This window comes from Helicobacter sp. 23-1045, from assembly GCF_053654655.1.
Genome location: NZ_JBSIUR010000002.1, coordinates 28,499 through 41,900, shown reverse-complemented (window position 1 = coordinate 41,900; position 13,402 = coordinate 28,499). Strand labels below are relative to the sequence as shown.

Annotated in this window: 15 protein-coding genes; 7 read left to right on the top strand and 8 right to left on the bottom strand. The window is 41.2% G+C overall.

What is annotated here, in order from left to right; all coding sequences use genetic code 11:
• Nucleotides 1-86: 86 nt before the first annotated feature.
• On the top strand, nt 87-806 hold the full coding sequence (locus ACWIUE_RS02595; RefSeq protein ID WP_454134613.1) for a Crp/Fnr family transcriptional regulator: 720 nt from the start codon (nt 87-89) through the stop codon (nt 804-806).
• Here ACWIUE_RS02595 and ACWIUE_RS02590 read toward each other — a convergent pair.
• Genes ACWIUE_RS02590 through ACWIUE_RS02580 form a run of 3 tightly spaced genes read right to left on the bottom strand, consistent with a single transcriptional unit; the run spans nt 792 to nt 3,379 of the window.
• A complete protein-coding gene (locus tag ACWIUE_RS02590) occupies nt 792-959 on the bottom strand; it encodes a hypothetical protein (RefSeq protein WP_454134611.1) in 168 nt (55 codons plus the stop codon). The genes ACWIUE_RS02595 and ACWIUE_RS02590 overlap by 15 nt on opposite strands.
• A gap of 8 nt (nt 960-967) precedes the next feature.
• A complete protein-coding gene (locus ACWIUE_RS02585) occupies nt 968-1,771 on the bottom strand; it encodes a histidinol-phosphatase (protein ID WP_454134609.1) in 804 nt (267 codons plus the stop codon).
• Nucleotides 1,772-3,379, bottom strand: coding sequence for a carboxynorspermidine decarboxylase (locus tag ACWIUE_RS02580; protein ID WP_454134607.1), 1,608 nt, complete (start codon nt 3,377-3,379; stop codon nt 1,772-1,774).
• A 105-nt stretch (nt 3,380-3,484) separates the two neighbouring features.
• Here ACWIUE_RS02580 and ACWIUE_RS02575 point away from each other — a divergent pair, with 105 nt between their 5' ends.
• The 4 genes from ACWIUE_RS02575 (at nt 3,485) to ACWIUE_RS02560 (ending at nt 6,500) form a co-directional block, all read left to right on the top strand.
• Nucleotides 3,485-4,207, top strand: a complete 723-nt coding sequence (locus ACWIUE_RS02575) for a hypothetical protein (protein WP_454134606.1) — start codon at nt 3,485-3,487, stop codon at nt 4,205-4,207.
• Nucleotides 4,208-4,224: 17 nt separating this feature from the next.
• Nucleotides 4,225-4,926, top strand: coding sequence for a hypothetical protein (locus tag ACWIUE_RS02570; RefSeq protein WP_454134605.1), 702 nt, complete (start codon nt 4,225-4,227; stop codon nt 4,924-4,926).
• A gap of 10 nt (nt 4,927-4,936) precedes the next feature.
• On the top strand, nt 4,937-6,253 hold the full coding sequence (locus ACWIUE_RS02565) for a peptidase U32 family protein (protein ID WP_454134603.1): 1,317 nt from the start codon (nt 4,937-4,939) through the stop codon (nt 6,251-6,253).
• 109 nt (nt 6,254-6,362) lie between these two features.
• Nucleotides 6,363-6,500, top strand: a complete 138-nt coding sequence (locus ACWIUE_RS02560) for a hypothetical protein (RefSeq protein WP_454134601.1) — start codon at nt 6,363-6,365, stop codon at nt 6,498-6,500.
• On the opposite strand, the gene ACWIUE_RS02555 is transcribed toward ACWIUE_RS02560, so the two are convergent.
• Genes ACWIUE_RS02555 through ACWIUE_RS02545 form a run of 3 tightly spaced genes read right to left on the bottom strand, consistent with a single transcriptional unit; the run spans nt 6,478 to nt 9,149 of the window.
• Nucleotides 6,478-7,452, bottom strand: a complete 975-nt coding sequence (locus ACWIUE_RS02555) for a hypothetical protein (protein ID WP_454134600.1) — start codon at nt 7,450-7,452, stop codon at nt 6,478-6,480. The genes ACWIUE_RS02560 and ACWIUE_RS02555 overlap by 23 nt on opposite strands.
• Before the next feature lie 19 nt (nt 7,453-7,471).
• A complete protein-coding gene (locus ACWIUE_RS02550; RefSeq protein ID WP_454134598.1) occupies nt 7,472-8,509 on the bottom strand; it encodes a sulfatase-like hydrolase/transferase in 1,038 nt (345 codons plus the stop codon).
• The gene (locus ACWIUE_RS02545; protein WP_454134596.1) at nt 8,439-9,149 is read right to left on the bottom strand and encodes a hypothetical protein; all 711 of its coding nucleotides are present in this window, start codon (nt 9,147-9,149) and stop codon (nt 8,439-8,441) included. The genes ACWIUE_RS02550 and ACWIUE_RS02545 overlap by 71 nt, the downstream gene beginning before the upstream one ends.
• On the opposite strand from ACWIUE_RS02545, the gene lepA reads away from it, so the two are divergent.
• Nucleotides 9,114-10,919, top strand: a complete 1,806-nt coding sequence (gene lepA / locus ACWIUE_RS02540; protein ID WP_454134594.1) for a translation elongation factor 4 — start codon at nt 9,114-9,116, stop codon at nt 10,917-10,919. The genes ACWIUE_RS02545 and lepA overlap by 36 nt on opposite strands.
• Nucleotides 10,920-11,033: 114 nt before the next feature.
• Nucleotides 11,034-11,177, top strand: coding sequence for a hypothetical protein (locus ACWIUE_RS02535; RefSeq protein WP_454134592.1), 144 nt, complete (start codon nt 11,034-11,036; stop codon nt 11,175-11,177).
• On the opposite strand, the gene ACWIUE_RS02530 is transcribed toward ACWIUE_RS02535, so the two are convergent.
• Both ACWIUE_RS02530 and ACWIUE_RS02525 read right to left on the bottom strand, forming a co-directional pair.
• On the bottom strand, nt 11,154-12,032 hold the full coding sequence (locus ACWIUE_RS02530) for a hypothetical protein (RefSeq protein WP_454134590.1): 879 nt from the start codon (nt 12,030-12,032) through the stop codon (nt 11,154-11,156). The two genes, ACWIUE_RS02535 and ACWIUE_RS02530, sit on opposite strands and share 24 nt — an antisense overlap.
• Nucleotides 12,029-13,210 (bottom strand): hypothetical protein, encoded by a 1,182-nt coding sequence (locus ACWIUE_RS02525; RefSeq protein ID WP_454134589.1) that lies wholly within the window; start codon nt 13,208-13,210, stop codon nt 12,029-12,031. Before ACWIUE_RS02525 ends, ACWIUE_RS02530 begins: the two co-directional genes overlap by 4 nt.
• Between the last annotated feature and the right edge of the window lie 192 nt (nt 13,211-13,402).

Here is a 13,402-nt window from a genome sequence, read left to right as displayed (position 1 = left end):
TCTCTCCTTTTGTAAAAAATTTTGGGCGATATTAACAAAATAAATGTTTGAAAAAATTAACATTTGCGAATTTTTGGGCGAAATTTATGAACTTTGGGAGCGAAATTTTATGCGAAGTTTCGGCGAATTTTATGAATTTTTCGGCGCGAAATTTTTTGGATTTTTTGGGCGCGAAATTTTATGAATTTTTCGGCGCGAAATTTTGCAAAATAAATGGAGGTAAAATGGAGGATTATATCGCAAAGTTAAGCAAAATAGGCAAGATTCGGCGTTACAAAGTCGATAATATTTTATTTTTCGAAGGCGAAATGCCACGCACACTAACGCTACTTTTGAGTGGCAAGGTGCGATTAGAAAAGGCATTTGGCGATAGGCAAAAGGTGCTCCACACGCTAAAATCGCCCTGTTTCATCGCTGAATATCCCGCATTTGCAGAGAAAAGCTATCCTGCAAGCGCGATTTGCGCTAGTGAGTGCGAGATTTTGGAGATTGACTTAGCGACATTTCGCGCACACAGCGCAGAATCTAGCGCATTTTGCTTTGAGCTAATCGCCTCTTTGTGCCAGAAAATAGGCATTTTGGAGCGATACATCACGCAAAATACAAGTTCGCTAACGCAGAATCTAGCGCACTTTTTGCTAGAAAATAGCGCGAATCTCCCATCACAGCGCAAAATCGCCGAGATTTTAGGCACAAATCCGCAATCCCTCTCACGCATCATAAAATCACTCAAAGAAATGGGGATAATCACCACGCACAAGGGCAAAATCGTGGTTTTAGATTCAGCAAAATTAGGGGATTTTTAGATTCTGCGAATCGCACAAAATCGCAGAATCTGTCCCTTTTTCTGTCATTGCGAGATTCTGCGAAGCAGAATCGTGGCAATCCACAGAATTGAATAAAGAAACTTCGGCTTTGCCTTGTTTTGTCAAATCCGCAAAAAATGCACCCAAATACAAATTGCTCCCTAAAATGCGTAAGATTCGCGCTCCCCTTTTGTAAAATTCACTGCCTTTTTGTAGCCTACTTTTCGTGCTAACGCTATCATTTTATCTTTATAAATCCCTACTTTTTGCGGAGCGTGGGCGTCTGAGCCAAAAGAAATTGGGATTTCCATTTTATACGCTAGGCTCAAAATCTCGCTGCTTGGGTAAATTTCAGCGATTGGCTTATCTAATCCCGCGCTGTTTATTTCTATCGCCATATCATTGTCCTTTATAGATTCAAGTGTGCGCCGAATCTCCCCTGCCACAGCGGAACTTGGGCGATTATTAAAAATTTTTAGCAAGTCAAAATGCCCCACAATGTCAAAATGCCCACTTTGCGCCATATTTGCGATGGATTTGAGATATTCGCGCCAAATACTATCAATGTCCTTGTTTTCGTAATCGCCGATATACGCGGGATTATCAAAGCCCCATTCATTTAAAAAATGCACCGAACCGATTAGATAATCCACCTCGCGCGCTTTTCGCAACTCTAAAATCCGCGACTCTGTCAAATGTGGCTTGTTGTCGATAAAATCCACTTCAAAGGCTAATTTTATGTCGATTCGACCACTAAATTCATTGCGAATCTCACGCACTTCGCGCATATAATCATCGACTTCATTTAAGCCCATTCGATAAGCCCTGTCGTGATTCATCGGCGCGTGGCAAGAAAAGCCAAAGGCGGTAATCCCACGCGAAATCGCCATTTCTACATACTCTCTGCATTCGCCTACTGCGTGATTGCACCGCTTTGTGTGATTGTGTAAATCTGCAAATTTCATCTAACCATTCCTTTTTTTGTAATCATTGTAGCCAAATTTTCGCACGATTTTTAGCTTACCATTTTTTTTCAAAATCGCTAGGCTAGGGAGCGGAATGCCGTTGAATGAATTATTTTTTACGATAGTGTAGTGAATCATATCTTTGATGATGATTTTATCGCCGATTTTAAGGGGTTTTTCAAATTCGTAATCACCTATAATATCTCCCGCAAGGCAGCTAGGGCAACCGAGTCGGTAAATGTTGTGTCGGGCGGTGGCAAATTCGTCTTGTGGCGATAAATCGGGGAGATTTGTTGTTCGCTTCGTCAATGAACCATTAGTTCTATTTTCTCGCTCACAACTGCACAACCCCGATTTCTCGCTCACAATACTAGAATTTGTATTTTGATTATTAGATTCTGCGATTTTTTCATTAGATTCTGCGATTTTCGTTCGATTCGCAGAATCTAGCGCAGAATCTGCATTTTTTGCATTTAAAACAACGGAAGGATTTTCGGGATGGCTTTCGTGGTTTTTTGAGATTTTTGGGGCAGAGACTAGACTAGCGGTCTGCGATGCCCCGAAAATCTCAAAATCTGCGGAATGCTTCTCTAAAGACAAATTGCCATCAAGCAAATCACCATTCAAAATTTTTGCTCCCAAAATTTCTGGCGTATATGGCATTTCTAGGCAATCCGGCATTTGTGTCGCCGCGCTCAAATTTGTAATCGCAATATCCACGCCATTTCGCACAATATCCACCACTTCGCCCACAAGCACACCGCATTGCCACCCAATCGCCTCTCCGGGCTCTAAAATCACCTCGACATTATATTTTTTGCGAAAGCGCAAAATGACGCGCACAAGGCGATTTAAGTCATAATCCTTGCGCGTGATATGATGCCCACCACCAAAATTTATCCACTCCATTTGCGCCAAATATTTGCCAAAATGTCGCTCAATAGCCTCTATCGTCCGCTCCAACGCATCGCTATTTTGCTCACAATGCGTGTGAAAATGAAGCCCCTTTATGCCTTTAAGTCCGTGCGTTTTCACGCCTTTTTCAAACTCATCTGGCGTAATGCCTAGCCGACTAAACTTCGCGCACGGGTTATAAATCTCAGGCTCTACCTCCGAATACAGCGGATTTAGGCGCAAGGCAAGGTGCGCTTTTTTTGAGTGAGACTTCACAATATCCCTAAAATGCGCGAGTTGATTAAAAGAATTGAAAATGATATGGTTTGCAAAAGGCGCGATTTGGCGCACTTCACGAGCTGTAAATGCGGGAGAAAATACCGAAATCACAGCTTTTTTATTATATTTGCGAAATTCCTCCAATCCCAAACGCGCCTCATAGTAGCCACTTGCGGTGATTCCGTCCAAATATTTTGCCACCATTTCAAAGCTACTCCAAAATGCAAATCCTTTTAGCGCAAGTAGGACTTTTGCCCCGCTTTGCGCTTTTACAGAGCCTAAAATCTCTAAATTTTCTTGCAATTTTGCTTCTTCTAAAATGTAGCAGGGATTTTTTAGTTTTTTGGCGATTTTTGCGACAGATTCAAAAGATTCACGGCGTTTAAAGGATTTGTGGCGCACAAGAGATTTGCGCGAATCTACCAAACTTTTCATATTTGTCCTTAAAATATTTTTAATCGCAGAATCTTTACAAATTTAAACTTTAAAAATATAATTTTTTGATAAAATTCGCAAATTTTTTTCGCAAAAAGGTAGAAAATGACGCAAGAAGAGTTAAACGAACTAATACTTGGCAACTTCGAAGGTGGCGAGATTTTAGGCGATGATGACGCAGAATCTAGCGCAGAATCTGCGAAGTTAGATGATAGAAATCCACTAGCGCAAGATGACAGCGAGGATGGCGATGATGGCGACCCAAATGCCTACCGCGTGAGTGCCGATGATGAGTATCCGCCACCGCCCACGACAAAGCACAAGGTTGTAACACAGCTAGATGATGTCACAAAGGGCTTGGAGGTAAAGGCTACGCAGGTTTTTGACCAATTGGAGACTATCAGTGGTAATTTGGACGCAAATATCAAAGATGTGAAAAATATCAAAAATTATCTTATCGCACAAAAGGATTTGTTTGAAAAACTCTCCGCGCAGTTCCCTAAAATCGCCACTTTTAAAGATTCACTTCAATCGTGCAATGATATGATAAAGTGCGCAAATATCATCACCGATAGGTCAAATGAGAGCGCGGACGCGGTGCTTCAAGCGATGGATATAATGCAATATCAAGACATTCACCGCCAAAAAATCGAGCGCGTGGTGAATGTAATGCGGACTTTGGCGAAATACCTAAATGCGATGTTTGAGACGGATGTGAGCGATGAAAAGCGCGTAAGCTCGGCGAGTTACATTGATGGCGATAGTAAGGCAAATACGGTGGAGAGCGATGAGATTGAGAGACTTATCGCGGAGCTAGGCAAAAAATGAGCTTTCGTGGGGACAATTTGTTCTGGGGTATTCATTTGCGTTGTTTTTATGCAAAACCGCGCTCGATGGACGAATCAGTCCTATCTCGCTTGTTTCACATAAAAACAACGCAAAGCACCACCGCCATTACTTCGATTGAGATTCTGCGAATCACAGAATCTATTGAAAAAAACAAGAAATTCGCAGAATCTAAACAAGATTCGTCATTGCGAGTGAGCGAAGCGAGCGTGGCAATCCAAAAAAAATTAAATCCGTGCGAAACACCAAAATCTCGCCCGCTTCGTGGTGCAAAAAATCGGGAGCAAGGTTGCAGTAGTGCAACCGCCGATTTTTTGCTAGAAGCGGAAAAGCGAGGCACTCCCCCTAAAAGCGAAAAAGCGGCTGCTTTTTGGGAACACAATTTAAATGAAGTCGGGGGGAGCGGGAGCGGGGTGCAGCCCTTTTTGCGAAAAGAAATAAGTGAATCAAATGCTGAAAATAGCGAAAATATCGCAGATTCTGCGAATAATATTTTATTTTGTCATATTGAGCGAAGCGAAATATCTCAAAAAAATAGAGATTTTTCGCCTACGGCTCAAAATGACAATTTTGTGGATTGCCACGATTTGGAGTTGCCAAATCTCACAATAACAGAAAGCAGCGCATTAGATTCTGTGAATCAAATAAAAATCGCAGAATCTAGTGAAAAAAGCACGAAATTCGCAGAATCTCGCGCATAAAATTTCATAAATGAAAAAAGTCGAACTTCTCTCCCCCGCAGGAAATTTAGAAAAACTCAAAATCGCCACCGCTTACGGCGCAGACGCACTTTATGGCGGAGTGAGCCATTATTCACTTCGCAATCGCGCAGGAAAAGATTTCACACCCGAATCTTTCAGCGATGGCATTGCCTACGCGCACAAAATGGGCAAAAAATTTTACATAACCATTAACGGCTTCCCATTCAACTCACAAATAAACTCACTCAAAAACCACATTGCAAAAATGCGCGACTTAAACCCTGACGCCTTTATCGTAGCGACAATGGGTGTTATGCGACTTTGCAAGGAAATCGCGCCAAAAATCCCGCTTCACATATCTACCCAAGCAAATGTGCTAAATGTGCTGGATGCGCAAGTTTTCTATGATATGGGCGCAAAGCGCATTGTCGCGGCGCGTGAGATGAGCCTAAAAGATTTGTGCGAAATCAAAGCGCAGTTGCCACAGCTTGAAATTGAAATTTTTTGCCACGGCAGTATGTGCTTTGCGTTCTCAGGGCGTTGCCTTATCTCTGCGCTTCAAAATGGGCGTGTGCCAAATCGCGGAAGTTGCGCAAATGACTGCCGATTCGACTACGAATATTTCGTGCGCGACAAAGAGAGCGATAAATTAGTGGCGTTTGACGCACACGAATTTTATGCCAAAAACCCCGATAATGGCACACTTATGCGCCTACAAGAAGGCGAGTTTGGGACACATATTTTTAACGCAAAGGATTTGAATCTCTCCGCACATTTGGGCGAAATCTTAAAAAGTGGCGCAGTTGATGCGCTAAAAATCGAGGGACGCACGAAATCGCCCTACTATGCGGCAATCACAGCGCGGACTTATCGAATGATAATCGATGATTTTTATAGGGGCAAATCGCGCCAAAATCTCTATGAATCCGAGCTAAACACGCTTAAAAATCGCGGATTTAGCGATGGATATTTGGTGCGCCGTCCTTTTGAGCGACTAGATACGCAGAATTTCAAAACCGCAATTAGCGAGGGGAGCTATCAAGTGAGTGCCGAAGTGCTGGAAAATGGGGAGTTTGCGATTTGCAAACACACGATTCGAGTGGGTGAGAAAAAAGAGCTAATCGCGCCGTTGAGTGCGCAAATCCAATGCGGACAAAGCGAAATAGGCGAGATTTACAAAGAAAATGACAAATATTTCGTCCGCTTTGATAAAATCATTTTGGCAGACGGCAGGGAGTTAGATGAGATTCACAGCGGAAATATCAATGCCTTTAAAATGCCCGTAGGCGCACCAAAATTTAGCTTTTTAAGGGAGAAAAGTTCGTAGATTCTGCGAATCACACTTCAAATTGTCATATTGAGCGAAGCGAAATATCTCAAAAAAATAGAGATTCTTCGCTCGTTTCACTCGCTCAGAATGACAAAATAATAGATGGTTGTTTTCGCTATCGCTCAAACTGCCTCGCAATGACAAAGTGAGGGCAGATTCTGCGTTTTTGCAGAATCTAGCGCAAAATCTCGCAATGACAAAAATGCACGAAATCGCAGAATCTAATAAGTCCTACATTTGCTAATATCTTGCAATTTGCACTCATTTTTGTTTATATCATAAAAATCCACATAAAAAGCGCTTACGCGCTTATCTTTATGCGTATTTATAAACTCCGCCTCGTTAGTTGAAAATGTAAAAATGCACCCGCCATTTGCGATAAATTCCTCCGCAAGTTTCGCGCCCTTTTCATCGCGCAAAATCTCCGTGTGAGTGGTTATCATAGGGATTTTGTGGCGCATTGCCATTTTGATACTCTCAGCCGAATTCCACGCACAAAACATTGGGTATTTAAAGCCCATTTTCCGCGCTTTGAAGTAGTTGCTTATGCTAAAAACTTCGATTAGTAGCCTATTTTTACCAAAATTTAGTTGCGATTCAAGCGCGGCAAAGTCATTTAGCTTGTCCGTTACCAAATACACGCTAGGATTCGCGCTAAAAATCGCATTTATATCCTGCAATGTAAGGGGGCTAAATCGCCCATAGATTTTGGCATTTTTTATATAATCCTTGCTTGGCGGGGCAAATGCGCTATCATTTAGAAAATCCACTAACGGCGCATTTGTGATTTTGTAGAAATGCTTATAATCGTGAGCGGCAAAAATCTGCCCTTGCGAATCAAGCGATAAATCCAACTCAATAAACCTAAAACCCTCTTTTATGCTCTGCAACAATGCTTCTTTGGAGTTTGTATAAGTGAAAACTTCGCCTTTATCGATAATCGCGCCACCTGCGTGAGCGATGAAATTACGCACATTTGGATTTTGCCCCCCCCCGTTTGGATTTGCACCATTTGCACTTTGAATCACAAGCGGATTAAAATCGCATTTGGGATTTTGCATATAATTTTGCAAATACGCCATTTTCACTCCCTTAAAATTCCAAAGTTTGAAATGATTATAAACGCCCACACTTGCGCCCACAATCGCCACAAATGCCACCGCCACACTTACCAAAATTTTAGTCTTTTTTGTCATTTTTTGCTTCCTTTTTTGTTTATTTTTTCACTTGCCAAAAACTATCATAAATTTTATTTCTCTGCATTAAAGATTTGTTAAAATCATCAATGTTAAATTCGCGTTCAATTAGCGACTCACCATAAAGCGGATTGCGCCCTAATCCAAATGCCTTTGTGCGAATCCCTAGCGAATCTAAAATTAGTGGCGTTATGTCAAAATGACTTAATGTGCGATTTTTGGTGAGATTTGCGCGTGGCTTTTGGCTAAACTTCGCGTTTATAAAGGCATTATATACGAATCGCTTCGCATTAGGCGTGAAAATCTTATTTTCCATCGATAAATGGTCGCCCAAAATGATAATCGTAGTCCTATCCCCAAAGTGCGAATTTTGCACCCATTTCACAAAATCGCTGATAATTTTATCGGTGCAACGAATTGCACTTGTGTATGACAAATCAAGCCCCGCACATTGCACATTATCCACCCACGCATTCTCCGTGCTATGCGTATCAATCGTAGAAATGTATAGTGCGAAAGGTTCTGAATTGGTTTGAGATTCTATGTGATTTTTTGCAAGTTTAAAAAGTTCGGCGTCCTTTAATCCCCAAATGCCCTGCATATCTTTTGGCAAATCCTTTGGCACTAGATTTTGCGACTGAAAATATGGCAAATCCAACACTTTGATTTTATGCGATTCAAAGAAAAATTTATTGCCACCAAAACTCGAATCAAAATTGCTAAAATAAGCCTGTTTATAACCCAAATCAGCGAGAATATCGCTCACACACACCGCCGAATCTAAAAAATGTTTATTGCTAAAATCATTGCCACCGATTGGCATATTTAGCGGAATCCCGCATAGATAGCTTATCGTCCCTGCAATCGTCCAGCCCGTGCCAGAAAGTTGCGTAATGCCACCAAGCGCGCTTGTTGGCGAAAAATTCGTATTTTTTAGTGCGAGTTGCGTAAGATTTGGGATTAGCTCACCAAAGGGCGAATATTCACTAGCAAGGGTGCGATTCCCCCCCCCCCCCGTTTGTGTTAGGGATATTTTTGGAGCTAAAAGTGGATTCAAGCGATTCGGCTAAAATCACAATGAGATTTTGTTTTGGCGTGAATCCTGCGAGATTCGCGCTATCAAATGGCTTGTAATGCGTCTCATAGAGATTTGAAAATTCGGTTTGCGTTTTTAGATAATGCGTGATTTTAAGTTTGTTGTTTGTGATATTTAGGCACAGAGCGAACAGCGCAAAAGCAAAGGCGAGTTTGCCTAGCGTTGCTCTTTTCAAAAATGCGTAAAATTGCGTTAAAATTTTTAAAGTGATTTGCGGAAATGTGATGACAAACGCACACGCAAGGGCGGGGAGAATGACTTTTTTGACAAATGCGCCCACAAAAGGCGTGTTGTTATCTAACAGCGGAAACTGCAAATGAAACAAAATCTGCCCGAAATCCACTTTGCCAAAGATATCTTTCACAAAATACGAGCTAAAAAGAATAACTCCGCCGATAAAAATTAGCGCGAAAACTAGCGTGAAAATAGTCACATTTAAGATTCTGCGTTTTTCCATAAAATGCCTTATTTTTAAAAATAAAACGCTAATTGTAGCAAAATTTATGCCACAAATCGCAGAATCTGCTATAATTCCCCCTTTTAGATTCTGCGAAAAGGACACACATTGAAAAACATTCGCAATTTTTCTATAATCGCTCACATAGACCACGGCAAAAGCACGCTTGCAGATAGAATCTTGCAAGTTTGCGGTGGCGTAGATTCGCGTGAATTAAGCGCACAAATGCTTGATACGATGGACATCGAAAAAGAACGAGGCATTACCATAAAGGCGCAGAGTGTGCGACTAAATTACACGCCAAAAGGACAAAATAGTAACGGCGAATCCTACACGCTAAATCTCATCGATACGCCCGGACACGTGGATTTTAGCTATGAGGTTTCGCGCTCTCTTAGTTCTTGCGAGGGCGTTTTGCTAGTGGTTGATGCTACGCAGGGCGTGGAAGCGCAGACGATTGCAAATGTCTATATCGCCATTGAAAACAACTTAGAAATTATCCCCGTGATAAATAAGATTGATTTACCCGCCGCAAATATCGAGCGCGTAAAAGATGAAATCGAAAATGCGATTGGCATTGATTGTAGCGAATCTTACTGCGTGAGTGCCAAAAGTGGAGCGGGGATTAGCGAACTTTTGGAGGCGATAATCCGCAAGATACCTCCGCCAAAAGGCAATGCAAATGCGCCATTAAAGGCGCTCGTTTATGATTCGTGGTTTGATAATTATTTGGGTGCGCTTGCTTTGGTGCGTGTGATTGATGGCGAAGTGGCGATAAATGATGAGATTTTGCTGATGAATACAGGTGCAAATCACAAGGTTTTGGGGCTTATGTATCCGCACCCACTGCGTCCGCAAAAATGCAACAAAATCGCGTGTGGCGAGATTGGCATTTTGAATTTGGGCTTAAAGCAAATTAGCGACATTGCCGTAGGCGATACCATTACGCTAAAAAATGCCCCTGCGGATAGCGCGATTGCGGGATTTCAAAAGGCAAAGCCCTTTGTCTTTGCGGGGATTTATCCAATTCAGACGGATAGATTTGAGGATTTGAGAGACGCGCTTTTGAAATTGCAGCTAAATGATTCATCGCTTAGCTTTGAGCCTGAGACTTCTATCGCGCTTGGATTTGGCTTTCGCATAGGCTTTTTGGGGCTTTTGCATATGGAGGTTATCAAAGAGCGATTGGAGCGTGAGTTTGGATTGGAGCTAATCGCCACTTCGCCCACCGTGCCTTACAATGTCTATCTCACAGATGGCAAAATGGTGGTTGTCGAAAATCCTAGCGAACTCCCGCCCGAGCAAAATATCGCGCGAATAAAAGAGCCCTTTGTCCGTGCGAGTGTGATTACGCCAAGCGAGTTTTTGGGCAATGTGATGAAGTTGCTGACAAACAAGCGCGGGATTCAAGAAAAAATGCAATACATTAACGAATCGCGTGTGCTTCTCATCTACCTAATCCCCACAAATGAAATCATTATGGACTTTTATGACAAGCTAAAATCCTGCACAAAGGGCTATGCGAGTTTTGACTATGAGTTTGTCGGCTACCGCGCGGGAAATCTTGTGAAGCTAGACATAAAAGTCGCGGGGGACATTGTCGATGCGTTAAGCGTGATTGTAGATAAAAACAAGGCGTATGAAAAGGGCAAAAAGCTAGTGGGCGCGATGAAAGAGCTAATCCCGCGACAGCTTTTTGAAGTGGCAATTCAAGCCAGTATCGGTAGCAAGGTGATTGCGCGGGAGACGATAAAATCTGTCGGCAAAAATGTAACGGCAAAGTGCTACGGCGGGGACATAACGCGCAAACGCAAATTATTAGAAAAGCAAAAAGAGGGCAAAAAGCGAATGAAAGCAATCGGCAAGGTAGATTTGCCACAAGAGGCATTTTTGGCAGTGCTAAAAATTGACTAGATTCTGCGAAATTTATGAGATTTTGTAATATAGATTCTGCGCTTTTTGTGCGATAGATTCTGCGACTCGCACGAAAATTCGCAGAATCTACCATAAATCCGTCATTGCGAGAATTTGACTTGTCAAATTCGTGGCAATCTAATTCGTAGATTCTGCGCTTCGCACGAAATTTCGCAGAATCTGCGGTGTTTTCGCGCTAGATTCTGCGACTTAAATCATATTTTAGATTCTGCGCTATTTCGCAGAATCTGCCTTTAAGATTCTGCGAATTTCCACCGCACAATCCACAAAAAACACCACAAACAAACTCACCATCACACACGCAAGAATTACAAAAATATAGATTTTTTCGCCGTGTGTTTGAATGTTTGCACTAATGATTTGCGCGGAAGTTAGCGTGTATCCGCGCTCAAACGCGATGCGATGCTTATCTAAATGAATATAATAGCGATTGATTGGCACACCAAGGAAACTCGCCTCTCTCGCCAAAAGTCCCGCCTCATCGCCATCCATCAACACCACAAATCCATCTTCGATAATGCGCTGTAAAAATGGATTTTTCTCGCTTAAAGTTTGCTGCAATAAATTGGCATCATTTTGCAAGTTTGTCGCAATGGGCGAAGAGTTTATAAACCCTACGATATTTTCTAAATGAAAATAAAGCGGATTCGCAGAATCTACATTTAATGTTTGCGATTCTGCGATGGATTCTGCGTTTAAATCAAATTCACGCAAATTTATTTGCCAAATATCAAAATGCGGATGCGATGAATATTTTTTATACGCGTCAATTAGGCGGTTGCTGTTGCGTAAAATATTGTGTATCACGCTATCTGGAAGCACGATATTGTTGTATTTATGCACTTTCAAAAATGCCTTTCTCAGTTGAAATCGCCCCTCCCTCTCCGCTTGAATTTGCGCTAGGACTTTGGCGTTGCTTTCATTTTGTGCTTTTATTTGCGCATTTATGTGCTCTAACTGCCAATGCGCAAAAGGCAACGCAATAACTAGCAAAACAATAAATGTATAGCAAAATAACTTCCATCGCCGTTTCAGCGTCAAAATAATCTCCAAACTATCGTAAGTTTTGAATAATTTTCGTGATTTTTTCATTGAACCAATCCTTTAAAAATGTAATAAAATGGTGCTAAATTTATCTCTGGATAATTGTAAAAATACATCGTTGTTTCTCTATCCAAAAGGTGCGGATTTTTGGTGAGATGTATATAAATAAAGCGCAGGGCATAAATCATAAAAAATGGAATTATGATTAGATAAACTCGCCGTAACGCCACAAATACCACGAAATAAAATAGCATTTCATTTAATATAAAAAATGTCCGCCCCATTATGAATCCTACAAATTCATTCACCACGCATAGTAAGAAAAATATGCGGATATTTTTGGCGAGTGGGTCATTTGGAGATAAAAAATACAATCCAAATAAAGTAAGCGTGCTTAAAAATACCTGCGTTGCGCTAAGATGCGCTAAAAAGAATAAATTTGCCCCTTGTTTGCTTGTGTATGCTTTGAAATAAATGCTAACTTTTTGTGGCAAAATCCCGCTTAACATATTTATAATATCGAGCACGAAATTATTTAGCATTACACTATCATAAACAAACGCCCCGCAGTAAGTCCAAATGAGCGTTAAGGAGATTTTAGGAAATGTGCGAATAATATAAAATCCACTAAAAATAAGCAACGAACTCAAATGAAACGCACTTGCGATAAATAAAAACAGCAATTTGAAACGCCACTTTTTCGCACAAATCGCATAAAGCAAAATTACACTTCCAAATGCCTGCCTTGCAAGTCCAAGCACCCCAAGCAAAGGCATAAAAAATGTAAATGCCACACATCTTGCCCTTTGGTCTTTTGGAAAGTAGCGAAGCATAAAGATTTCTAACCATACATAAAGCGCACTAAGAAAGCAAATATAACTAACCAAATCAAGCAAAATAGGCGAAAGGCGTGGAAAAATAAATGATAAGATTTTATAAAAACACGCCAGCCCGACTTCTAATCCATTCCCAAAAATAAAAAATGCCCCATCGATGCCATCATAAACATCCAAATAATGCTGATAATATCTAGCAAAATCATCATCGGAGTTTAAAATACGCACAAAACGCGCCTTTGAAGCATAAATCACTGCTAAATTAAAAATCGTAGTTATGCCAAGCAAAATGCGCCACTCACGAGAAATAACGCCACTTAATGCAATCAGCACAAACATCGCAGAAATATACGCATAAAGCGGGGCAAATGGCGTAAGTGCCAAAGGCAAAATATATAAAAATGAAAGGTAATTTGCGCTGGTATTTTGGCGAGATTCTGCGAATGTTGTGCTATTTGCAGAATCTATGGTAGATTCTGCGTTTTGTGAAATTTTCGCAGAATCTAGGGCATTTTTTATGAATTTAAAAGCATTTTTATAAGATGAGAGGGCGCAGAATCTGTCTAATTTTCTATTCTGCCC

Bases quoted from the DNA above. Each gene is read 5' to 3' on its own strand.
- ACWIUE_RS02585 (WP_454134609.1), bottom strand. From the start codon at position 1,771: ATGAAATTTGCAGATTTACACAATCACACAAAGCGGTGCAATCACGCA.
- ACWIUE_RS02565 (WP_454134603.1), top strand. From the start codon at position 4,937: ATGAAAAAAGTCGAACTTCTCTCCCCCGCAGGAAATTTAGAAAAACTC.
- ACWIUE_RS02555 (WP_454134600.1), bottom strand. From the start codon at position 7,452: ATGACAAAAAAGACTAAAATTTTGGTAAGTGTGGCGGTGGCATTTGTG.
- ACWIUE_RS02595 (WP_454134613.1), top strand. From the start codon at position 87: ATGAACTTTGGGAGCGAAATTTTATGCGAAGTTTCGGCGAATTTTATG.
- ACWIUE_RS02575 (WP_454134606.1), top strand. From the start codon at position 3,485: ATGACGCAAGAAGAGTTAAACGAACTAATACTTGGCAACTTCGAAGGT.
- ACWIUE_RS02580 (WP_454134607.1), bottom strand. From the start codon at position 3,379: ATGAAAAGTTTGGTAGATTCGCGCAAATCTCTTGTGCGCCACAAATCC.
- ACWIUE_RS02530 (WP_454134590.1), bottom strand. From the start codon at position 12,032: ATGAAAAAATCACGAAAATTATTCAAAACTTACGATAGTTTGGAGATT.